This is a genomic window from Nocardia salmonicida NBRC 13393, from assembly GCF_001613085.1.
In the GTDB taxonomy this organism is placed as follows: Bacteria; Actinomycetota; Actinomycetes; order Mycobacteriales; family Mycobacteriaceae; genus Nocardia; species Nocardia salmonicida.
Window position 1 is genome coordinate 1 of the sequence record NZ_BDBR01000074.1, and the last position, 22,206, is coordinate 22,206.

The window sequence follows — 22,206 nt, forward strand, 5'->3', positions numbered from 1 at the left end:
TCCTGCGAGCGCTGCCCGGCAGCGACGTGCAACTGGGCGCCATCCAGGGTTTCAACCAGCCACTCAACGGTTTACGCGATGTGCGCCAGTACATCGAGGCGATCAGACCGGCGATGTTCGTGCCCAGCCATCACGACAACTGGCTTCCCGGCTTCACCGCGCGTGGTGACACCTATGAGCAGACCTTGCGCGGCGAGCTGGAACGCCTTCCCGCGCAGGGGCGCCCGACCTTGCGTTTCCTCTCCGATCCCGGCGACTACCTTCGACCGGACGCCCTGACGTTCACCCTCTGAGCGACAGCTGGCCAACCTAGCAATCTCGTCCAGGGTTGCTTCCCATGCATGTCGGGGATATTGAAGATCGTGTCGTGAGCAGCCGACTCACCGCCGCGACGTGCTAGCGGCGCGCCAGTCACAGCCTGCAGCCGGGAAGTCCGGCTACAGCCTGGTCGGCCGCGGCTATCGTGGTGGTAGTTCGGGGTCTGGATCGCATCATTGGCTGGGCAGGCGCTCGAAAGCCGCTGCTGCGGCGGAGATGTCGGCGTAGGTCACAATTCCTGGCGGCGCCGATACGACATGGCGGATCGCGTTCACCGTCGGCATCGCGGTGATCGTCATGCCTATCCCGTAAAGGTTGTCGGTCGTGGCATCCGGCACAGTTGTGCCGGATCTATCTCGAACACACCGATGAATCCGCACACCGGGAGCCGTCCAAGGGCGGTGGTCAAGAGTTACCTCCTCACTCGCCTCGCGAACTGTTCCGTCCTCAAACTGTGTTTGAGCGTGTCCACGGCACCGCATTTAGAGGATGTCTCATGTCGTAGGCAGTAGTCGCGGCATGGCCGGAATCGGCTGTCGTGCATGATGTTCGGTCATGACCGACAAACTGTCGTTGCGTTTGGTGCCGATGAGCCGTGGGAGATGGTCGAGCCGCTGCTGCCGGTGTTCACCCCACGTCGCCAAGGCGGCGGCACTGCCCCGACCGATGAGCGAGCCGTGTTCACCGCGGTCGTCTATGTGTTGACCAGCGGATGTGTGTGGCGGATGCTGCCGCCCTCGTTCGGGGTGACTGTCCCGACCGCGCACCGCCGGTTCACCGCCTGGACCGAGGAAGGTCTATGGCGGCGCCTACAGTGCGCCGTGCTCGACGAGCTCGGCAGCGAGGGTTTGCTCGACTGGTCGCGCGTCGTGGTCGACGGTGCGTCGGTTCGAGCAAAGGGGGGCCCATGACCGGGCCGAATCCTCCTCGATCGGGGCAAGTCGGGCTCGAAACTGCACGTACTGTCGGACCGGACGGGGATACCGTTGACGGTCGCGGTCTCGGAGGCCAACACACCTGACGCCGCCGCCCTGCGACCGTTGGTGCGAGCGATCCCGGCGATCCGTTCCCGGCGCGGTCCGCGTCGGCGCAAGCCGGGAAAGTTACACGCAGACAGGCCTATTACCACCACGAACTGCGGAAATGGGTGCGGGATCGAGGCATCGGCGTCCGAATCGCTCGCAAAGGAATCGAGTCGAGTCAACACCTCGGCAGGCACCGCTGGGTCATCGAACGAACCATCGCCTGGCTCGGCGGCTATCACCGGCTCTCGATCCGCTACGACCGCAAGGACACTCACTACTGCGGGTTCCTCACCCTGGCAGCGGCATTGACCTGCTACAAGAAACTGGTGAAAGCCCGGTCAGCGCCATGAGACACGCTCTTAGCGGCTGGGCTCCGAATTTTCGTTCGCGACCTCGCGCAACGCGTTCTTTTCCAGCTAGGAGTCAGCGAGTAGCCGCTTGAGCCGGGCGTTCTGTTCGCGCAGCTCTTTGAGCTTTTTGGCGGCGTCGGTGTCCATGCCAGAGTGGTTTACCGCTCTGACGTTGGCCAGACCGTTCGTCCGCGCCGAGGTGTCGGCGTGGTCGCGATGGCGCCGAGCCCACCAAGCCGCCGCACGTCGCAGCCATCACCGCAAACAGGTTCAGGCCGACTTACGGCTTTAGTACTAGGTGTCAATTACGTCGGTAGCGAGCGCCCGAGGTCGGCGCTAACAGGGAGATACAGGCGTTCGGTGGGCAACCGGGGCAATCCATTGGTGCTACCGTGCTCCACGGTCACCTGGTCGATATAGCGCTCACGTAGGTGCTCGCGCAGAAACAAGATGGCGGCAGTGCGGCAGGCGCAATAGTCGAATCGGATGCCTCGCAGACAGATCGACAGGTGCAAATCCGGTTCGCTCGGGCGTGGCGAGTCCACAGCACCTTTTGGGCTTCCGCCCGTCATGCCTCGCGATTCTCTGTCGGCGGGTGGCGAAGACTCGCCGTCCGATACTTCCCGACGAAGGGCTCGTGACCCGTGTCCTTTAAAACTCATATCGCGGGGTCTTCCAGTCGGGGGGGGCAGGTTGCCGACACGGATTCGGTGTGAGTGGTCGCCCACCGGGATGGGCGTAATCTTGTTTCCGGTGGCGAAGTCGATCGCACTCACCTGGTCGGCGTTGCTCTCAGAGATCACCCATGCCTTCCCGTCACCGCTGTCGGTTGCCCAGTAGGGCTTGGCTGTCGGCACCAGCGGTCCTTTTTCGAGGGTTGCGCGGTAAACGAACGGTGGTGTAGTCATCGTTTTGTTTTGGCGATGCACAATTTGTTACCCGTGGGGTCCATCGACACCGCGCGGTGGTGTGAGTCGTTGACGAAGGTGTTGCGTTCGTCGCTGGTCTTCGGGTTCCTCGGCAACCAGTTGTTTCCGACGAGCATCACCTCCTGCAAGCCGGCCCCGGCACCGGCTTGGCCGACTTCGTAGGTGAACATGCCGACCGTCATGTTGCGACCGCAATCGCTACCGCGCTGCGGGACACACGTCCGCGTTGACTTGTAGCAGTCGAGATGCGCATAGAATTCCTCCAGGAACGAAAGTACTGCGAAGGTGGGGCGTGACTACAACCACGCGCCACCACGTGGTGACACGCGAGAAAGGGGCGGTCACCGCATCCACGAACAGACAACATGGTCGGTCGGTCGCGCATTGCGCAGAGCCTTGTAGGCGCTGCGACCTCAATTTGAATACTGAAATATTCAAATTGAGGTGACTGCAGAGTAGTCACTTAAGGCGTAATCCACAACCCTCTGATGGGAGGTATCGACCGACTGAGGAGAGGGGTATCAGTGGCCAGGATCGAGTCGGCGACCGGCCGTTACGGGGGGCGGCCCGCGTCGGAGCGCCATGCCGAACGGAGGATTCGATTCCGCGAGGCAGGGCTGGACGTATTCGGTGCCGGCCCGGGTTTCCGCGCCAGTCGCCTGGTCGATGTGTGCAAGCGGGCGGGGTTGTCCACCCGGCAGTTCTACGAGGAGTACAACAGTCCCGAGGATCTACTGGCCGACCTGCACCTCTACGTCAACGATCTGGTACTACAGAGCGTCATCGACGCTATCGAGCAGTCGCAGAGCCTTCCACACCGTACGCGCGTGGACCGACTGTTCCACGCCTACATCGGCGCTGTCACCACCGACCCGCGTCACACTCGCATCACCTTCGTCGAGATCATCGGCGTGAGCGAGCGACTCGATCAACAGCGTCTCGAACGACGAGCACAGTGGATCGAGTTACTGGTCAGCCTCTACGAGGAGGCAGTCGATCGCGGCGAGATCGCTCGACGAGACTTCCGGCTCGCCGCGGCGGCGCTCGTGGGATCGATCAACGGCTTGATGCATGACTGGACCATCGGGTGGGTCGATGCCAGCATCGAACATGTTACCGACGAGCTCATCCTCATGGCGACGAGCGAGTTGAGAGCATAGCTTGTCGGGACCAGGCGCAACTCGCGCTCACGTTTGGCACCAGGCATGGGTCGAGCGAGTGTCTACGGTGCGACGATCAACCCAAAGAAGTCGAGCCCGCCGACGAGTGTGAGTCAGGCCTTTCTGACCGCGGCCGCGACGAGAGCGGGGCGACACCGACATCCTCGACTTCGCCGATTCCCTCGCCAACGCCGGACGTACGGTCGGGACTACGTGTGACGTACCGGCCTTCCCGTTGCTCGCGCCGCTATCCGGGAGTCGCGAAGCCATGCAGGTGACCACGCAATTCCTCCGCAGGACCAACGCTGTCGCGCGTGAGGTTCCCGCACCGTCGGTCAGCGCCATACGTCGCGGCCCGCGCAACGGCGTCGGCGACGTCGACCGCACTCATACCCAGCCGAGCAGCAGTTCCCGACCCCTCTCTGCCACCACCGAACGCACGGTCACACCGTGTTCAGGCTGTTCGGGCACAAACAAGCGGTTTGCCTGAAACCGCCAATGGGACTTGATTAACTACAACATGATTCGGGGCTACCTCGATGTCGGGGGTGAGACGACGTCGAGGATGGAGCTGACGGCGCGGGCGTATTCTTCGGTCGCGGCTTGCGCGTCGCGATCGACGAGCATGCTCGCGAAACCGTGCGGCATGTTATCGAAACGTCTTAGCTCGGCGTCGACACCGCTGCTACGCAGCCGTGTGATCAACGCGTCGCCCTGATCGCGGAGCACATCCATGCCTGCTGTTGCGACGTAGGTGCGTGGCATCAGCGACAAATCGGTGGCAGCCAGAACCGAGAAGCGCGGATCTGCCTGCTCGTGCGAGGTTGGCGCATACCACCGCATCGCGCGCCGGATACAGTTTTCGTCGATCGGGACGGTGAACATCGTCGTCGACTCGTAGCGATCCAAGTCCCAGTCCAGCGCTGGGTACAGCAACGTGACCGCTGCGGGTCGATAGCCTGCGTCCGCCGTGAGTGCGACGGCCGCGGCGAGATTGCCGCCCGCACTGTCACCGCCGATTCCGATGCGGGCGGCATCGACACCCCACTCGTCAGCATGGTCGACCGCATAGCGGAATGTCGCGCTGACGTCATCGAATGCAGCAGGAAACGGGTGCTCCGGAGCCAGACGATAATCTGCCGAGAGAATTGAGATTCCGGCCCGGTCGGCGAGGAACCGCAGCGTGTTGTCATAACCTGAAACGCTGCCGACATGCCAGCCACCACCGTGCACGAAGACCAACAGCGACTGTGGTAGTACTCCGTTTTCCGGCTTGTACAAGCGGGCGGCCAGGGGCCCCGCACTCGTGGGGATCGCCCAATCCGATGTGCGGACTGGGCCGGTCCGAACCGCCGATGCCGCACGCATCAGCCAGTCGAATTTTCCCCGTGTGAAGGCTGAAGGTGCACGTCGAGCGAGAAGATCGCGTTTACCAGTCGTGGCCAGCAGATGTAGCCGCGGGTTCATCTGCTGGCTGTCGCGGACTGGAGGCCGCACCGGCAAGCGATCGGAGATCCTTGGTGATACGGCCAGCACTCTCCCGACCGACCGCTCCACCATCACGCCAACCTCATCGACCAACCGCATTAACCTACCTCGATCCGACTGCCGGTGGCGCGGCGATCGATACCGCCGACATCATGCTGACCGATGCCACAACATATGGTGCCAGTTTCAGCCGCGCTCGCTTCGATCGAAGCCGCATTGCTCCTCTATTCCCGGCATCACCATTTGAGCGGTGTTGCTCGTTCCTGATTCTCGGCGTGGGGCGCGGACTGTTCTCCTGCGTCGAGGATCCGCTGCGCTCTCGGCAGGCTACGAACCGCTTCGGCTGTGTCACCAGCGCAGATTCCCACCGACCGGAATATTGACGTAGCTGGGCGCCTCTGGATCGAGCTGGAGGTGTTGGGGCGCGAGTTTGCTGTCGACGAGAGTTGGCCCGAACGGAACAGCACGCGGGAAGTTGCTCGCGAACACATCGACGCGCAGCCGGTGACCGGGCTTCAGGATCGCGTCGGTGGCCCGCATGCTGATGTCGAGCACCGTCGGCTGACCGGGCACCACCGGCTGACGGTCGCTGATCGCGAGCGTCGTGTACGGATCGGTGTAGTCACCGTTGGCAGATCGGGTCGACTTGGGTTCATCGATCGTGCGCATCGAGGACACGAGCTGACCCGAGGTGATCGCCGTCGACGTGCCATCAGGGGCGACATCGTTCACCGTGGCGGTCCAGTATCCGTCGGTGGTGTCGTGAACCGTGTTCAGATGCAGCGCGATCGGACCCGAGATGGTGGTCGGCTGATCGACCGGCAGGCTGGTGAACGTCAGCGCGCTGGTTTCGGCCACCCTGCTGTCTTTGGCGCAGATATCGAACACCGACGTGATGCCGGCGGTGATCTGCGCTGAGTCCCGCGAGCAAATCGTGGACAGTCCTGGGGTGACGGTGAGTCGCCGGCTGTCTGCGGGCGGCTCGGCGGTCAAGCTACCGTCGTGCGCGACGGGAAAGCTGGTCGTACCGCTCGGTGCACCGGAAAGGTAGAGGCGGCGATGGACAGCGTCGGGTCGGGGGAATGCGTCGACACCGGTCCATCCTCCGCCTTGCTGGAACAAGGTGAAGGGGTCGTATCGGTCGATGCCGTTGTCGATGCCCTTGAGCCACTTGTCGAACCAGGCGCGCTGCAGGACGTCGAGGCGCGGTGGTGTGCCGGGCTCGCCGTGACGCGCTAGCGGAGTGATGTGGTAGCCGTTGCCCATCATCAACTTCTTCTTGTCCGATGACAGCGGAATCTGTTCGAATGCCTTGACCTCGGAATAGGCGAACAAATCGAACCAACTGCCCACCATGAAAGTCGGCACCGTGACCTTGTCGGCGCCACTGCCCAGCCATGCCTTGTGCCTGCTACCGGTCGACTCGAAGACTTCCCGAGTGGCCGACGGCATCAGTTCCGGCGTGGCGCTGAGGTAGTAGCCGAGCAGAGCATCGATCATGGTGAACGGGCTGCTCACGCGATCCTCCAACCATGTCCAGTCGAACGACCCCGTCAGCATCGAGATGAGGTCGGGCAACACCTTCGTCGTATTGACAGTAACGATCCAGGGAGCGAGGAAGCCCACGCCGAATCCGCCGCCAGTGTTGATGATGTCGTGGGACAGGTCGTTGCCCGCGTCGACCGGGAAGATCGCTTTGAGCGCTTTGGAGCCCTTCTGGGCGGCATGCAGCTGGTTGATCGCACAGTACGACGCACCGGTCATACCGACGTCGCCGGTCGACCAAGGCTGACTTCCCGCCCAGTCGACGATCTCGGCGGCGTCGAGTTGCTCACGTTCCCCGAACACATCCCACACGCCTTGGGAGAAGCCTGTACCCCGTACGTCTACCACCGCGACCGAGTAGCCACTTTGGATCAGCTTGCGGTCGACACCGGCGAAGATACGCCCGAGGCCCGCGGGCAGGTTCTGGCCCATATCCGAGAGACCGCTCATCCCGACCGCCGAGAAGTCGGCCAGCTTCAGCAACCGGTTGAGAGCGTCGTAGAGGACCGGCATCGCGATCGCGGAGTCGATCAGCATCTGAAACAGCTTCGTATACGGGGTGATGTTGACGATCGTCGGTGTCTTCTCAGCGATCGGTCCACGCGCATCCGCGGGCCGGTAGACGTTCGCCTTCAACACCGTGCCGTCACTCATGGTGAGCGGTACGTCCCACTCGATGTGCACGTCGGGGTATTTCGGCGGTGCCTCGTAGTCCGACAACCAGCGCGCACCGTCGGCACCGCCGTCCGGCGCTGCGGTGGCCGGCATCCATGTCAGCGCAGCGATCATCGCCGCGGACAGCATGACGACCGCAACCGCCAGCGATCGATGTCGAAGGACCTTCTTCACTCAACTCCCCGATCGGGTATTGCACATTCATCAGCGAATGCGACTTCGGCCACATTACACATCGAATACCTTTATGTATCCATATGGGGTCAGGGTCAATGGCGTACCGCCTCAAGGGCTGGTGCCCACTGCGGTAGCTGTAGGGATGCCCACGTGGATGTCCTTACAGGCCGCGGTGATCGAAGGCGGACCGGCGCACACGGCGCAGCAAGACCGGCCCGCTTCGGGGATTCGGTCAAGCGCGCTCAGCGGCGGACCGCGACCGCGACCAGTCCGGAGAAGATGCACCCGCCGAGGAACGTACCTTCCAGCGTGTTGTATCCGTGCAGTCCGCCACCACCGAATCCGGACGCTTCCTCCGCTGGGTAGAGACCAGGGATCGCCGCCCGTCAGCGCACGGGAATGGAGGTCGGTCTGGATGCCACCGAGGGCTTTTCGGGTCAGGGCAGGTTATCCGGTCACCGAGATAGCGGCGCGGGTTGTGGATGCCCTGGCATCTGAGCGTCCTTGCTGAAGGCACTGCTCACCCGGAGATCCCGGGACAGAATCTGATCTCGCAGCCCCGCTGCGCCAGTAGTGGCCGTTCGGTGAGGGTGTAAATCTGCCGTGTCGGCGACAACGAAGTCGGCGTCGCGCTTCTCGAAGGCTTCCACCGGCACGGGGTGGTTTGCCGAAGGCCCTCTCCCGCACCATCCCGGTCCGGTTCTTCGCGGTGACGTCGGGGTTCCGTTCCGAGCCGGACAGCGCGCATTCCTCGGCGATGATCCACTGGGTGGTGATGAACCAGGAGTGGTCGCGTTCGACCAGCTCGGGCGTGGTGCGAAGATTACGCAGGGTGCCCAGGGTGTCGTAGCCGGGCAGGTATAGCTCGGGCAGCGCCGACCCAGCGCGACGAATCACATCGACGAGGGGCCGGGCAGAATACGGATCGCGTGCTCCGGCCAGTTCGGATTCCAGTTGCGAATGCCCTCGGTGCAATGCCACATACGACCCCGGTTGACCAGCCGAGCACCGGCGTCGGCGGCAATATCGACTATCCGGCCGTCGACATAGGCGGGGACACCGATGATCATGCGCTTCGGCAGAGTGCCCATTCGTGATGGACTGTGCCGACGGACGATCTCGTGGTCGCCGCACCTGTGGCGAGAACGACTGCGGCAGGTGAGAATTCGAACTCCCCGACGACGTCACGGTTCGACAATGCAGCGCGGTCGGCGTCGTCGTCGGCCGAGACGACTCAGCACGCCGGTGACGGCACCGTTGGTGAATACGAGACCGTCGACCCGGTGCCGGTGCCGGTGCCGGTGCCGCAGGATCACCCGGCTCGTGTCGGCGGCGCGGAGTCGGTGAACGGTGCCACGACGCCGGTGCCGGTCGCCCATGCCACGTGAAAGCGTGGCACCGAGTTGCCGTGCCCGTCGGCACGGAGGTCGCCGCGATCGGCCCAGCTTACCGATGGCACGAAGCTGATGCCGAAATCGGTGAGGTAGGACTGCTTCTCCCCGGCGGCGAATTCGACGTAGGCGCGAGCCCATCGCGCCGCACATGCGTCTTCGTCGCCGAGGCGGTCGAACCCGGCGCTGCCCGACCAATCGTTAAGCGAGGTCGAGCGAACCGAATTCCAGCCCGCCGTTGCTCAGGACTGTCGACCCGGCCCGCCGAAGGATCAGAAGGCCCGTCCACCGAGGTTGGCGTCGTTCTCCTGATCGACCACGAGGACGCGTTTACCTCGGCGTCCCAGTTCGTGGGTCGCGACCAATCCGGCCAGGCTCGCACCGACCACGATGATGTCAACCTCCATGTGACCACCTCGATCTTGCGTTCCGCCGCGCGACTGATTCATTTATGAATCAGATACGTTAAAGTATTGAATTTGACGGTATACTGTTGGAATGTGAATTCCCGTCCATCCGCACTACCCAAGCCGCCAGCCAAACCTGTCGCGGACACGGACAAACCGCCTCGCGTGACCCGGCGTCGAGCCGAAACCAGAGCGCGCCTCCTCGAAGCCGCGTTCGGCGTATTCGCCGAAAAAGGCTTCGGATTGGTTCGCATCGAAGACGTCTGCGGCGCAGCGGGATATACACGCGGCGCGTTCTACTCCCAGTTCGCCAGCCTCGAAGAGCTGTTCTTCGTCCTTTACGATCAGCGAGCTACCCTGATCACCGACCAGGTACGGGCCGCGCTGGACGCGGTAGAGGACCCGACGGAACTAGAGATGTTCGTCGACCGACTATCGGCCACGTTGCTACTCGATCGAGACTGGCTGCTGGTGAAGACCGACTTCCTTACCTATGCAGCTCGTCGACCCGAGACCGCAGCCCGGCTGATCACCCACCGCGCGCAGCTGCACGCCGCGATCGAGGAGAAGCTGACGCAGAGCCGGTTCAGCGTGCCCGCAACCTTCGGGACGATCGGGGAGGCGGCCCACGCGGTCATCGCCGCCTACGACGGCGTCACCGTGCAATTGCTACTCGACAACGACCAGGCCGCCGCCCGCGAATGGCTTGCCCGGCTGACCGGCCAGCTCGGACTGGTGACACGAAGCAACAGCGCTTCAAGTGTGTCGCGGCAGTGACGGTTTCTTTGCGTTGTCTGAGGCTCAGCGGCTACTGAGGACGCACTGGGCCGGCATACCCAACGTTGTTTACCGGGCAACGCGTGAACGTATCGCCCGGTGCTGCCCGCGAGACCTGGGTTGGTCGTTCTCGGTCCGAGGGTCTGTCGAAACTACGAGAAGTGTTGTCCCTTAACGAGATTGCCGACATCGGCCGTGAGACACTGCGCAAGATCTTGAAAGCCGCGGGCGTCGTGGCATGCGGTCGAAACCTGGAAAGCCGACACCGACCCTGAGTTCGCCACCGGCTCGGCGCCTTGGATCTGGCTACCGGGAAGATCCACTACCGGCGCCAGACCGTAAGCGGTGGTGGGAGTTTCTCGGGCTGTTGAAGTCGCTGCAGGCCCGTTGGTCTGGCGAGAGGCTCTACATCATCGCCGCAAGCTTCTCCCCGCACAAGCTGGCCGAGGTCTGGGAGTTCACCGCCGGGCATGACGTGGAGTTCGTGTCCTCGCCGACGCATTCGTCGTCGTTGAACTGGATCGAGTCCCAGTTCGCAGCACTGCGCTACTTCGCGTTGAACAGCGCTGATCATCGCAGCCACGGCGAGCAGCACGCTGCGATCGGTGCCTATATCCGCCGGCATAGCCAGCATGCTCGTCCCAAACGACCTCGCCGTCGACTGCAGATCCGGCGACCGGACTACATACTGATGGTTTCTTGACGAGGCATTAGCAACGAACACCAACCGTTTGGCTGGTAGGCCTGCACTGTCGGGCCCGTGCCTGTGGAGGTCGGGGCCCAATCGTGCCGGTGCGGAAAGGTAGGGCGAGCCCCGTCAACTCGGCGAAATTGGTTAGGGGGTGATGGTCATCGGCGCGCTGGGATCGAGCTCGACTCCGACGGCGCGCAGGTGCAGATCGATGACGACCCATGCCTGAGCAGTGAGGGAGTCGATGAGCTGTTCGCGGCTGCAGGTGGGCCGGTCGAGCCAGTGCAGCATGCTGGCATCGACCATGCCGATGAGGGCAACTAGAGTGGCTTCTGCTCGGTGGGGGTCCTGCCCGAAGCGGGGGATGTGGCGGGCGGCAGCGGCAGCGAGATCGGCAGCGAAAGCACCGCGATCGCCGCGGCGTCGCGCCAGCTGCTGGTGACCTAGGGCGACGAGGAAGCGATAGAGGTTGGGGTGCTCGCCGGCCCAGGTGACCTGGGCGGCGATGGGGGCGCGGGTGACCTGCAGGGCGGTGCCGGAGGTGGTGATCTGCTCGAGGATCGCTGCCCGTAGGTCCCGGTAGGCGCTGCGGGCGACGAGATGGTCGAGTTCGTCCCTGCTGGCGAAGTGCCGGTAGACATTGGGGCGGGCGAGCCCGGCGCGGGCTGCAATCTGGCCGGTGAAGGCCCCGGGGCCGTGTTCCTCGATGACTTCTCGAGCGGCCTCTACGATTTGCATCCGGCGCGCGTCATAGAGCATCGAGCTACGACTCGCCGGACTGGTCGTCACCTACGCATTCTAAAGGCCGTTCCGATCCCGCCGCTTGATACACCCTGTATCGTGGTGCCGATCGTTGATACATGATGTATCGAGTCGTCACTGCAATAAGAGAGCAGGTGGACGGTGAACAGATCCCGACATCATCAGCCCGGGCAAGAGCGTCGCACCGGAACGTTCCCGCAGCAGGCGGCCTCGAGGCTGGGTGACACCGGGCAGCTGGCTGGACGGGTGACCACCCACGTCTTAGATCGCGTACTGCACATCCCGTCCACCTCGCGGGTACAGTTGGGCGCCGAAATCAGCGAAGTGGCCTTCGCATGCTTGGAGTTGGCAGCCGAGGCCCTCGATGCCCGCACCCCATCGGCGATTCCGCCGATAATCGGCATCACCGCTGGAGAGTGGGCTCGCGACGAAGTACCGCTAGAGGTGCTGCTGCGGGCGCTGCACGAGGGAATGAAGATCGTGCTGGAGGTCCTGGCCTGCACCAGCGCCGCCGATCTGCCGATGCTGACCCAGCGGCTACTCGACACCTTGGGTCGGGTCACCGACACGATCGGTCAGGTCTACCGCGACAACGGCTTGGGTGCTTCGCGTTCGCTGGCCGAATCGCTGCTGCGCGACGGGAAGACGCCGGACTTCCCTGGGGCGGGAGTCGGCAATCCGCAGGGCTCCTACTGGGTTCTTGCCCTCGTCTTTGACCCTGAGACCGACCGTGTGCCCGGATGGCGAACACAATGGCGGCTGCTGCGCAGCCTGGCCGCACGCGAATGCGACGGCGAGGTGCTGAGCTGGGAACAGGCCGAGACCGCTACGATGTTGCTACCCCGCCGGCACCTTGATTCCGACCGGCTCGATCGGCTCGTGGCACAGCTAGTCCATACCGCTGGCATGCCCTTGTCCGTCGTGGTGGGACTGGCTGCGGCACCGCAGATCCCCGCGACCGCGGCACTAGGTCACGAACTGCTCGCGGTGGCTCGTGCGCTGGGCCGCCCGCCTGGGCGGCATCGGCTCGCGCAGCTGGCCCTGGAGTACCAGCTCACTCGCCCCGGTCCGGCCCGCGACGTCCTTGCCGCGCTGCTGGATTCGGTGGCAGGGAAGCCGGATTTGCTGCGGTCGCTCGAGGTGTATTTGTCCAACGGGTGTGATCGACAGCGCGCCGCGAGGAGGCTGCATGTGCACGCGAACACCCTCGACTACCGATTGCGCCGCATCTCAGAGGCCACCGGACGCGACACCCGCCGCAGCAAGGACCTATTTGAACTGCACGCGGCACTGTTGGTGCGCCACTACGTCGCCCACACAGCCGCACCATGCTCATCAACTTCTTTGCAGCAGGGGGCAGTACAGGCGATGACTACGCCTAGGTGATCGGCTTCGCGGGTCGACCGCTGTCGGTCCGTGCTGGGATAGGTCACGGCCCGCACCACACGGCCAGCGAACGCGAAGCACCCAAGCCAAGACTTAGGTGGCAGCCGTGGCGATCCCCACTCCGCCAGCCGCAGCGATCACGGAAATATAGTGCCGCTGCCTGGATGCCCGCGGTCGAAGGACAGAGATTTCAGCGGCCACCGACTCGATAAGCGAGAGTCTCAACGGATGAACCCGCCGCTGTCGGAGGATCCGGTCGAGCCCATGTCGACCCGCGGGTCGATCTCTCACGGGAGTATCCGGACGGTTCCAACGCGCGGGATCGCGACTACGAACCCGCATGCGCGGAGTACGAGCGCATCTTGCCCCTGCATGCGTACGCAGGCCGCCTTGGCAAGCGTGAGCAGTATTACGCGCACCGCAAGAGACTGAACCGTGCCGTGCAGGCCCTCGCCGAAGAAGCTGTCCACGAAGGGCGCACCATCTCAACGCTCGCACATCCGGTCATGTCGACTGAAAAGGCAATATGGCGACTATTGCCGGGGCATAACCGGCTAGCCAGATCGGATGTGTCGATCTCCAGTAGTGGGATGCTCGATGGATGAGTGTGCAGAACTTCCGGGACGTGGCCACCACCCGATTGCGCGGTTTCGATGTTCGAGCCGTGGCGGATGTACCTGGGATGCGGCGCGCGGCAGTGGTGCTGTGTGTGCTCGAACATGACGGACAGCCCTGCGTGATCGTGATCAAACGCGCCTACCGCGGCCGCAACGCGGGGCAATGGGGACTGCCCGGCGGGCGGGTCGACGGCGACGAGACCACTGTCGCGGCCGGCCTGCGCGAATTGCAGGAGGAGATCGGCCTCGATGCTTCCCCTGCAGAGGTGCTCGGCCGGCTGGACGATTTCCTGCGGCCTCCGGTTTCGCGATCACGCCGATCGTAGTGGCGCTCGACAACCCCGGCGCCCTTTCTCCCAACCATGAGGTGCACCAGGTGCATTTCGTTGCTCTCGATCGGCTCGCCGCCGACGGGGTTCCATACTGGGCCGATCAACCGGATGGAACCCGCCTGCTGCAGATGCGACTCGGCGATGCCATGACCATCCACGCTCCGACCGGAGCGATGCTGCTGCAGTTCCGTGATGTCGTGCTACTCGGTCGAGAAACCAGGGTCGCGGACCTGCTGCAGCCCGTTTGGACACATAAGTAGCCGGTGACTACGGATTTAAGTAGCCGGTGACTTACGGATTCCACATCGGCAGGTTTCGATAAGGTTGAGGACCGGGTTGTCGGCTTGGCAAGTGAGTTTCGGTGGCAGTCATGCCCGCCAGCGCAATGGTCGCCGGTCTCGACCCTCTTCCGGAACTGCGGCGTCGGTCGAGCCTCCCGCCCGGCGGTTGGTCAGCGCACGTTCGGTTCCACTCTGACCACCGGTAAGAGATCGTTATCGGCGGTCAGACCGCCGGTCGGCCCGCGGCGTATGGATCGATTTGCCGATCTCTCTGTCCGGCCCCTCCCACCCGTGTAACGCCGAAGGCCCCGAGCTCGCAAATAATGAGCTCGGGGCCTTCGTGATTGGGTAATCGGCCGCACACAGGCTTGATGCAAGCTAATGGTTGGCGTTTCACAGTGTAGACGTGGCGGGCGGGTATCGGACGGTCACGGGTCAGTTCCCGATGACGATGCTCGTCACCGGCCGACTGGCATGTCGTGTCGCCCAGTTCCACACCAACCCGACATACGTCGTTCTCGTCGTTCTCTTCGCCGTCTATACTGAGGTGGGAAAGAGCCATTGATCACCGACGAAAAATTGGTGTGTCATGTCTTCTTCCGATTCCTCACCGTCGGCTCGACGCGACGGTTCGAGTAGCTCTCGTCCTCACACGGCTTCCGGCGACGAAACATGGCTCAGCACTGCTGAACTCGCCGCCCGCCTGAAAATTCCCGTCAAGACCCTCGCGACGTGGGCCGGCTCCGGTCGCGGGCCTCGTTATGCCCGGATGGGGCGCTACCGGCGCTACCGGCTCGGTGACGTCCGTGCCTGGGAAGACCAACGGTTCGCCGACGGCGGCGGCAGTCAGTAGCCCCGGCCGGTTGCGGCGACTTCCATGGATCCCTCGGCTGTGAAACCGCCTCCTCACCGTGTCCGCGGAGCTGTCACGCACATCGCACGTCCATCGAGACGGCGCTTCGCGTGCGGTTCGTGCTGCCCGATCACTGCGTCCGAATCACATGAAGGTAATCATGGCCGGGCGAGTCCCCCATCCGGTCGGCACCTTCGGCCGACCCACGCCGCCACGCAAACAACGTAACGGCACCTGGCGCACCACCGCCCGCTACTACGGCGCTTGGGGCATCCAGTACATCGAGCGCACCGGCCCCACCGCAGGCGAGGCAGGAAACCGCCTCGCTGAAGCGATACGCGACTTCCGGCCTCCGCCGGAACCGGACTGCGCTTCGCCCGCATGGCCCGCTACCGCCGATACCGACTCGGCGGGGTGCGTGACTGGGAAGCTCGGCAACTGTTCACGCGCCGCGATGGTCGCTGACCGAAACACCCGCACGCGGCGGACTTTTCCGTGCAAACACATCACACATGCTCGCCGGCGATGCCCTGCGCATCCGAGGCGGTCCTGCGCGTCCACCAGCCTGCCCTGCAGCGCCCCTTCCCCCAACTTTGCGAGCTGTCGCGCGCCGAGTATTCGGGCTGCCGGGCTGCCGCCGACACACGAATGAGGAGACCATGACAGGCCGCCGCCCACGTCCCGTGGGCACGTTCGCGACTCCGTCCAAACCCAAGAAGCAGCGCAACGGCTCGTGGAAAGCAACGGTTCGCTTCTACGGGGTCTGGGGCACTCCCCAGATCACACGATTCGGCGCGACCTCCGGAGAGGCAAGCGACCGACTGGCCGAGGCCATGCGCGATTTCCGCGAGGTTCCGCGCAACAGCCAGATCACACGAAGCACCACCCTCACCATGCTCGCCCAGGAGCTCTTGGCCGAGATGCGGGCCGATACCGCCTGCTCCGCGGGTCTGGTCGAGGACTACCGACGCGAGATCGAAGTCTCCACACACCGCCTCGCGAATCCGAAGACGATCAAGATCGACAACTCCATCGGTCGCCTCCAGATCTGGCAAGCCACTGCCGGCGAACTCGACCGCCACATCAAACAACTGACCACACTCGGATTCCGACGAAAAGCCAAGCAACACAAAATCATCCTGCGAGCGATGATGCAAATAGCCGTCCGGCACGGCGCCCTCGACGCCAACCCTATCGATGGCGTGGCAGCGTTCAGGAGAGTTGCCAAACCCGCCCGCGGCAAGATGGCCGACATGGAATCCTTGCCGGCATTCCGTGACCAGGTCCGCGCCTGGGCGCGGGGCGAGGAAGTTCCCGGAACACCGGCATACATCAGCGGGCCGAAACGGGACTGGACCATGGTCTGGGTTGTCGATGTCATCACCGGAACCGGCATCCGCCCCTACGAAGTATTCGCACTGTTGCTCGACGAGATCAATCTCGACGCGCCTGTCCCCTATTTCGACGTCACCGGCACCCTCGTGGAAGTCAAAGGCGCCGACAACGGCGGATGGGTACGCAAGCCCACACCGAAGACCGAGAACGGATGGCGCCGAATCCTGTTACCCCAGCACACCATTGAAGCCATCGGTGAAGCAATCATCGATCTCGAGATCACCCGATGCCCGAACCCGATGGGCCTGCTGTTTCCTGCCCGCAACGGATCACTCCGCAATCCCAACAACTTCGGCCGCATATGGCGAGCAGCCCGGGGCGAGAATTTCGCCTGGGTCACCCCACGCACGTTCCGACGCGGCGTCGCCACCGCGGTCGACCACGCTTCCGAAAGCCCCGAGCGCGCCGCCCGTCAACTCGGCAACACGACCGCTGTCGCCAAAGCCCACTACATCGACCGCCCCGACACCGCACCTGACAATCGCGAGATCCTCGAGCGGTGGGCCAAAGGCGGTCCGCAGGAACCGCGCCAGTCACCACTCGAGACCCCGTAAACCTAGACCGTGATCGCCCGATCGGCGCCCAAGAAGCACAGAACGCCGGAAACGCTCCACCGCGTTCCGAGCCCACAGATCGGACACAGTCTCCGACCCGTTTCCGTCGCTACTGTCGATGTTGATCAAGCCCATCGCACGATGAGAGATATTCCGTGACAGTCGATTTCATCGAACCCCAGCCCTCCGACGATGACCAAGAGCACCCACTCGGCGCTGATCGAATCGCGGCGATGGTCACCGACCTTCCACCGTTGACACCCGAGATGCCGAACGCGGCGATTCCATTCGAAGCCCAGGCCGCCGACATGGTGCAGGAAATGCTGTACGCCATCGAGAACCAACTGGATGTCGTCGACAGCCAAATCTCCGCGCACACCGACGGAAACGGCCGCCTCGTCTGTTGGACCGAACAGCGAGTCGACACCTGGGACATCGCGAGAACCACCCAACAACACGTCCCGACGTGGGCCACGGTCCGTGAGGACCGTCGGCCCCTGTACGCAATGATGTCCAACGCCATGATCCTGCGTGGTTTGATCTCCGCGGAAGACCCGGGTCCGCCCGTCTGGGCATACATAGCCAATGAGCGCAACAACCCCCCGCCCTCCAATTTGCGGGCCGTCGTCTGCGACTCTTCTTGCGGCAACGGCCTGCCCATGTGCCCGGGCCATCACGTGCCTCCTGGACATACCGCGCTATTGATGAGCGTCGATCCCGCACAGGTTGTGGCCAGCAACTACTCTCGCTGGGATCTCGCGCTGAGCGGTGCGTATATTCCGGCTGACTACCTCGATGCAACTCGCTTCCATCACCTGCTCTCCACCGTTTATCCGGATGAGGCTGCCGAGCCGACATCAGCCCGGGACTGGACGCCTGCACTGCGCATGCTCGCACGAGCGTCAGCTGTCCGAGCATTCGATCTCACGCCCGGAATACCTGGGATGGGCCCGCAGAACCTCTTCTCCAAAGCTGACGAGGCGCGTCGCGATCGCACCATGCAGGTCGCGTTACCAGCGTTGAAGCACTCGCAGGTGCGCCAGGTCGTTCATGGACCGTCATGGGAGCACAAAGACGAATGGTGGTCCTTCGCGGTCAAACACAAGCCCGTCGCCGCTGGGCAACGCAGGCACGCATGCCTACCCGTCGACCAACTCGGTCAGCCCGGCATCGAGGGCGACAGTGTGTGAAACCGGACCTGCGTTGTGCGTTGCCCGAGTGGAGACGTCCAACGACTGCTCGCTCGTGTGGCTCGGCGAATCCTCCACTGGCGGCAGACTCACAGAAGCTCCTGATCCGCCCAGAACACTCTCGAAATACGAACCCTGCCTGATCACCCAGGTTCGACTACGGAACTGGCCGAATACGTTCTGAACTGCACATACTGTGCGCCACGGGAAACTCGAACCTCTGACCCCCACACTGCGGCGACACACACAACTGTGGACAACTTTCGACTACTGTACCCGACGAGAAACCGATCGCTACCTGGGGCGAAGGCGATCCTTCGACTATCCTAGACATCTTTCGACAACCCTCAACAACTCTCCATGTCGGCTGAATTCGTTGGGAGATCGTTGGGGGATAGGCATCGCGATGTCCCCCCACAGCCGATCACACGCAGACCTTCTCCACCCCGGCGCTAGACGCGCGGTGATTGCTTCGCCGGATGCACATCCGTCCCAGGGACACGACCTCGACTGCGTCCTCCCCGGCCTAGCTTCTGGGACGCGGGAATGGGCGGGGTCCCGCATCGATTTCGAACACGCCGGGTGCGGTGCCAGTCACCCCCTCAATCCTGCCACTTGTGCGGACACAAGCAAGAAAATCTTCGCGACCTCGCCCTCGATCAGGCGCTGCGCGTCCGTTGTAAATCGCCCTGGCCCACTCAGCATCGTCGGCGCCGAGAGCCTGCAGACGCTCGCCTCGTTCGTCGCAAATGCTGACCATTCAATACTGAGCAGTCACATCACGGCGGAAGGGAGTGCCTGACGTCGCGGCTGTTGCACGCTCAAGGGGGGACGACGATCCGCCGGTTGCTCTTTCGACAACATCGCGCACTGGCAAATCGAACCAGTTGCCGGGGCACCGTGTGAGACCCGTGCTGCAGACATCGTCTAGCGACGGCCCGCGCGATGTATCCGATCGCAGCGATGTCCTGAACATTCACCCCGACGCGAGGGGAGTAGTCATGCAGACTGCACCACCACGATCTACCCGAACTCAGCCAACTGCGCGCGAAGACGTGCGCATGGACCGTGCGCACGTCTTCTTCTGGACCGAGCTCTGCGTCGCAGCCGGAGTCAGCGTGGTCGGCAACGCAACTCAGGCCGTCCTCCACACCACCGCCATGCCAGCAGTCGCGGCCACCGTCGCTGTCATCCCGCCCCTGGCCTTGCTGGCCGCGGTGCACGGCGTCGCCCTGCTCACCCGTGCGCACACCGCCTCCCCCACCGCGCGACGCGCCGCGACCGCGCTGACCGCGGTCATCGCCGGCGGCGCGTTCTGGCTGTCGTTCACCGCGCTGCGTGCTTTGGCGATCACCGCAGGCGTGCCCGCCGCCGAAGCATGGTTGTGGCCGCTCATAGTGGAAGGCAGCATGACCCAAAGTTCTCTAGCCCTGCTGACGTTGGCTCACACGCAGCAGCCCGACACCGACACGGAGTCGGCAACCCCCGCCCCAGCACCACAGCCCACACCCGAACTACCCGAATCTCGCAGCGCCCCCGTCGCACTACCGGCTCCACAGCCAACCGCCTCCGAACCCGTCGAGGACGCCACGCTCGAAGATCCTGCGGGCCAAGGCCCCGATCTCGACGTGTTGGCCGCATTGATCTGCGAACAAGATCCCGGCGGGCGACGCGATCGCGGCACTGTCACCAAGGTGCTCGCGCACCGCTATGTCACGAGTGGAATGCCAGTCGTATCTCTCGCGAGCTCGAATGTAGCCGCTCGGCGGTCAGCCGAATCCTGCGCGACGCCGAGCGGCTACGTGCGCACGCAGCCACCGGCCGTGCACACGCAAAGGCCGAGCCACTGACTGTGCGTGCGCACGCCGACAGCGAACGTGCGCACGCAGAACATTTATGACCGGTTGGGCCAGACAATGTTTCAGCGTGCGCCCACTCCGCCGAAACTCTGCCAATGTGGTTCAGGCCATATCGACAGGGGATGCCATCCGGTGTTGGATTGATGCACGGTTCGTTGCCAGGCATCACTTCTCGTGTACTAACTCCAGCGAAACCCACGTCCTTGGGGGACCAGTGAACTTCGATCTCAGCTGCCCGCAGTGCGAACGCATTGACTTGGCCCAGAGCGTGCCCGCCGCCATGTCGGAGGGAACCCACAGCGGTTACAGCACCGGAGTCCACACCGGAGTCGGAATCGGTCCAGGAGGCCTGTTCCCTGTCGCTGGCACATCGGCACACGAGTACAGCCACAGCTCTGCCCTCGCGAGAAGCTTGGCATGGCAACCGATCCTGCCCTCGGCGGGTCGCCTCTCCGCTCTTGGCGTGATCCTCTGCCTTGTCGTCCTGTTTGTGTACACCATGTGCTTTGCCTCACTACGGATCCATCCGCCGCAGGGCAATCTCGTTCAGGTCACCGGCTTCCTGATCGGGCTGTTCATCGTTCCGGTTGCCCTCTCAGTGCCGGTGGCTGCCATCCTGGTCGCGGCCTTCAAGCGTTCCAGTCGAAACGGCAAGGTTCAGGCAGGGCGCAACCGTGCACGCGGAGTCTGGAGCCACGGCTACTACTGCCACCGATGCGGTGTCGCCTACTGGCCCTACCCAACGGAGCCCGGCATCCCCTACCGCGTCGCCCTCGCCCCGAGCCAATTCCGCTGGCACGTCTGGAACACCGGTGGCTACGCCAAACTCTGACCTATAGGTGTGTCCACGTTCGATGCTGCCCGCGAGCCGGGCTGACCAACTGCACCCCCGTCGTACAGAGCAACCCCGGGCACACCACCCAGATCCTGTCCGTCGGGATCGATCCTTGGTTGCTCCGCCGCTCGCGCCGAGGCCACGAGTTGTCGCACCTGCTTGCTGGTCAATTCGAGTAGTTCGCCGATGCTTGTATCCGACTCGCCCAGCTCCCGCATTACGGTCACCGCACCCGCCTGCTGACCGCGCCACCGAGTGACTTCTGCCTCGTACTCGCGTTCTAGCTCTTCGATCCGTTTGCGCAGCTCACTAACGCGCTGATCGCGTACTACTGTGCGCTGTCGGATCGATCCTGAAGCTTGCAGGTAGGTCTTGACCGCGTCCATGGTCGCGGTCTCGCGGCGTTCGGCCTCGCTGCGCCGAACCTTCATCAAGTTATGGACCTCGTCCAAACGCCGACTTAATTCGGGATCGCGCTTGGAACGTCGTTGTTTGCCAGTAGGCATCTCAATCTCCTGAGAATGGCCCGACCAGCGGCTCTTCCACCATCAGACTACGCCTGCGCCCTGGTCGCTTGCCAGCGCTGTGAAGCGAACCACGCGCTCCGCGGGCTGTCTCAGTCGAAGCGGTCGCCCGCTAAATGTCGCAAGCTGCGGGCATGTAGCACGCGGAGGTGTTTACTCCGCACTCCCAACCCGAGAGTTCGCCCATTGAACCGATTGCGCAGAAGGGACACCAATGACTCACGCGCTCCACAGGTTCGAACCGCTACTCCGCGAGATTGCGGGACCCGAGTTCACCAAGACCCTTACAACGACACTGACGCAGCAAGACTGGGCCGAAGACGAGATCAGTCGAGCGCAACAGCGACATCCCGATGTCGCTGACGTGTTGCACCACAGCTTTTCGTTGTTGACCGCGACTCACGAACGGATGACCACCGAGTTCATCTATCGGGCCCATGCCCGCGAGCTCATCGAGCGGGTCGCGACCGGCGCCTTGACCAAGCCCGGGACCTCGGTCGAGGTCGTGCTGTTGCTGATGCGTACCAGCCTCGTGACACCGTTGAACACCACCGCGTTCGGCCTGTACTTACGGATGTGGCGCCGAGCAGAACTGCCTGATCTGAGCGGGCCGATCGAGGACCTTGACGGGCACTACGAAGCCATCAATGCCAGCGGGATCGATGAGTTCGAAGCCGTCGCCCGG

At 63.5% G+C, this 22,206-nt stretch carries 18 protein-coding genes and 3 pseudogenes; 14 read left to right on the top strand and 7 right to left on the bottom strand.

Annotated elements, in window-relative coordinates; translation table 11 throughout:
- Nucleotides 1–293, top strand: a pseudogene (locus tag NS1_RS41110) (MBL fold metallo-hydrolase); the annotation flags it as partial.
- A 198-nt stretch (nt 294–491) separates the two neighbouring features.
- Here NS1_RS41110 and NS1_RS42130 read toward each other — a convergent pair.
- The gene (locus NS1_RS42130) at nt 492–617 is read right to left on the bottom strand and encodes a hypothetical protein (RefSeq protein ID WP_255284841.1); all 126 of its coding nucleotides are present in this window, start codon (nt 615–617) and stop codon (nt 492–494) included.
- Between the two features lie 246 nt (nt 618–863).
- Here NS1_RS42130 and NS1_RS40675 point away from each other — a divergent pair.
- Nucleotides 864–1,693: pseudogene (locus tag NS1_RS40675) on the top strand (IS5 family transposase).
- A 904-nt stretch (nt 1,694–2,597) separates the two neighbouring features.
- Here the strand turns inward: NS1_RS40675 and NS1_RS41255 are convergent.
- A complete protein-coding gene (locus NS1_RS41255; protein WP_062992532.1) occupies nt 2,598–2,804 on the bottom strand; it encodes a hypothetical protein in 207 nt (68 codons plus the stop codon).
- A gap of 342 nt (nt 2,805–3,146) precedes the next feature.
- Between NS1_RS41255 and NS1_RS38010 the strand changes: the two genes are divergently transcribed.
- Nucleotides 3,147–3,782 (top strand): TetR/AcrR family transcriptional regulator, encoded by a 636-nt coding sequence (locus NS1_RS38010; RefSeq protein ID WP_218019138.1) that lies wholly within the window; start codon nt 3,147–3,149, stop codon nt 3,780–3,782.
- 531 nt (nt 3,783–4,313) lie between these two features.
- Here NS1_RS38010 and NS1_RS38015 read toward each other — a convergent pair.
- From NS1_RS38015 to NS1_RS42590, 3 genes and pseudogenes are all read right to left on the bottom strand, one after another.
- Complete coding sequence (locus tag NS1_RS38015; RefSeq protein WP_084466127.1) at nt 4,314–5,369, bottom strand: alpha/beta hydrolase; 1,056 nt, start codon at nt 5,367–5,369, stop codon at nt 4,314–4,316.
- Nucleotides 5,370–5,618: 249 nt separating this feature from the next.
- Nucleotides 5,619–7,583: a CocE/NonD family hydrolase gene (locus tag NS1_RS38020; RefSeq protein WP_255284842.1), complete on the bottom strand. Its 1,965-nt coding sequence runs from the start codon at nt 7,581–7,583 to the stop codon at nt 5,619–5,621.
- Between the two features lie 326 nt (nt 7,584–7,909).
- Nucleotides 7,910–9,465, bottom strand: a pseudogene (locus NS1_RS42590) (FAD-binding dehydrogenase).
- Nucleotides 9,466–9,630: 165 nt separating this feature from the next.
- On the opposite strand from NS1_RS42590, the gene NS1_RS38030 reads away from it, so the two are divergent.
- Complete coding sequence (locus tag NS1_RS38030) at nt 9,631–10,242, top strand: TetR/AcrR family transcriptional regulator (RefSeq protein WP_245661760.1); 612 nt, start codon at nt 9,631–9,633, stop codon at nt 10,240–10,242.
- Between the two features lie 367 nt (nt 10,243–10,609).
- On the top strand, nt 10,610–10,945 hold the full coding sequence (locus tag NS1_RS38035; protein ID WP_062992538.1) for a hypothetical protein: 336 nt from the start codon (nt 10,610–10,612) through the stop codon (nt 10,943–10,945).
- A gap of 132 nt (nt 10,946–11,077) precedes the next feature.
- Here NS1_RS38035 and NS1_RS38040 read toward each other — a convergent pair whose 3' ends face one another.
- Nucleotides 11,078–11,722 carry a TetR/AcrR family transcriptional regulator gene (locus tag NS1_RS38040; RefSeq protein ID WP_062992540.1) on the bottom strand — a complete coding sequence of 215 codons (645 nt, stop codon included), beginning with the start codon at nt 11,720–11,722 and terminating at the stop codon, nt 11,078–11,080.
- Nucleotides 11,723–11,836: 114 nt separating this feature from the next.
- On the opposite strand from NS1_RS38040, the gene NS1_RS38045 reads away from it, so the two are divergent.
- The 8 genes from NS1_RS38045 to NS1_RS38075 all read left to right on the top strand — a co-directional run bounded on the left by NS1_RS38045 (nt 11,837) and on the right by NS1_RS38075 (nt 20,994).
- Entirely contained in the window at nt 11,837–13,081 is a 1,245-nt protein-coding gene (locus NS1_RS38045; protein ID WP_131817319.1) for a PucR family transcriptional regulator, read from the top strand.
- A gap of 601 nt (nt 13,082–13,682) precedes the next feature.
- The gene (locus NS1_RS42140; RefSeq protein WP_245661759.1) at nt 13,683–14,024 is read left to right on the top strand and encodes an NUDIX hydrolase; all 342 of its coding nucleotides are present in this window, start codon (nt 13,683–13,685) and stop codon (nt 14,022–14,024) included.
- On the top strand, nt 14,024–14,290 hold the full coding sequence (locus NS1_RS42145; protein WP_245661758.1) for a hypothetical protein: 267 nt from the start codon (nt 14,024–14,026) through the stop codon (nt 14,288–14,290). The genes NS1_RS42140 and NS1_RS42145 overlap by 1 nt, the downstream gene beginning before the upstream one ends.
- A gap of 610 nt (nt 14,291–14,900) precedes the next feature.
- Nucleotides 14,901–15,164, top strand: coding sequence for a helix-turn-helix domain-containing protein (locus NS1_RS39725; RefSeq protein WP_084504806.1), 264 nt, complete (start codon nt 14,901–14,903; stop codon nt 15,162–15,164).
- Between the two features lie 659 nt (nt 15,165–15,823).
- Complete coding sequence (locus NS1_RS38060) at nt 15,824–17,113, top strand: site-specific integrase (protein WP_157125626.1); 1,290 nt, start codon at nt 15,824–15,826, stop codon at nt 17,111–17,113.
- Nucleotides 17,114–17,346: 233 nt separating this feature from the next.
- Nucleotides 17,347–18,303 carry a hypothetical protein gene (locus tag NS1_RS38065; protein WP_157125627.1) on the top strand — a complete coding sequence of 319 codons (957 nt, stop codon included), beginning with the start codon at nt 17,347–17,349 and terminating at the stop codon, nt 18,301–18,303.
- A 1,061-nt stretch (nt 18,304–19,364) separates the two neighbouring features.
- Nucleotides 19,365–20,153, top strand: coding sequence for a DUF2637 domain-containing protein (locus tag NS1_RS38070; RefSeq protein WP_062992549.1), 789 nt, complete (start codon nt 19,365–19,367; stop codon nt 20,151–20,153).
- A gap of 223 nt (nt 20,154–20,376) precedes the next feature.
- Nucleotides 20,377–20,994: a hypothetical protein gene (locus NS1_RS38075; RefSeq protein ID WP_169812891.1), complete on the top strand. Its 618-nt coding sequence runs from the start codon at nt 20,377–20,379 to the stop codon at nt 20,992–20,994.
- On the opposite strand, the gene NS1_RS38080 is transcribed toward NS1_RS38075, so the two are convergent.
- Entirely contained in the window at nt 20,979–21,503 is a 525-nt protein-coding gene (locus tag NS1_RS38080; protein ID WP_157125630.1) for a hypothetical protein, read from the bottom strand. The genes NS1_RS38075 and NS1_RS38080 overlap by 16 nt on opposite strands.
- A 427-nt stretch (nt 21,504–21,930) precedes the next feature.
- On the opposite strand from NS1_RS38080, the gene NS1_RS40680 reads away from it, so the two are divergent.
- Nucleotides 21,931–22,206: hypothetical protein (locus tag NS1_RS40680; protein ID WP_218020016.1), on the top strand; the 276-nt coding region annotated here is incomplete at its 3' end.

Bases quoted from the DNA above. Each gene is read 5' to 3' on its own strand.
- NS1_RS42130 (WP_255284841.1), bottom strand. From the start codon at position 617: ATGACGATCACCGCGATGCCGACGGTGAACGCGATCCGCCATGTCGTA.
- NS1_RS41255 (WP_062992532.1), bottom strand. From the start codon at position 2,804: ATGACGGTCGGCATGTTCACCTACGAAGTCGGCCAAGCCGGTGCCGGG.
- NS1_RS38015 (WP_084466127.1), bottom strand. From the start codon at position 5,369: ATGCGGTTGGTCGATGAGGTTGGCGTGATGGTGGAGCGGTCGGTCGGG.
- NS1_RS38020 (WP_255284842.1), bottom strand. From the start codon at position 7,583: ATGCCGGCCACCGCAGCGCCGGACGGCGGTGCCGACGGTGCGCGCTGG.
- NS1_RS42140 (WP_245661759.1), top strand. From the start codon at position 13,683: ATGAGTGTGCAGAACTTCCGGGACGTGGCCACCACCCGATTGCGCGGT.
- NS1_RS39725 (WP_084504806.1), top strand. From the start codon at position 14,901: ATGTCTTCTTCCGATTCCTCACCGTCGGCTCGACGCGACGGTTCGAGT.
- NS1_RS38060 (WP_157125626.1), top strand. From the start codon at position 15,824: ATGACAGGCCGCCGCCCACGTCCCGTGGGCACGTTCGCGACTCCGTCC.
- NS1_RS38065 (WP_157125627.1), top strand. From the start codon at position 17,347: ATGGTCACCGACCTTCCACCGTTGACACCCGAGATGCCGAACGCGGCG.
- NS1_RS38070 (WP_062992549.1), top strand. From the start codon at position 19,365: ATGGACCGTGCGCACGTCTTCTTCTGGACCGAGCTCTGCGTCGCAGCC.
- NS1_RS38080 (WP_157125630.1), bottom strand. From the start codon at position 21,503: ATGCCTACTGGCAAACAACGACGTTCCAAGCGCGATCCCGAATTAAGT.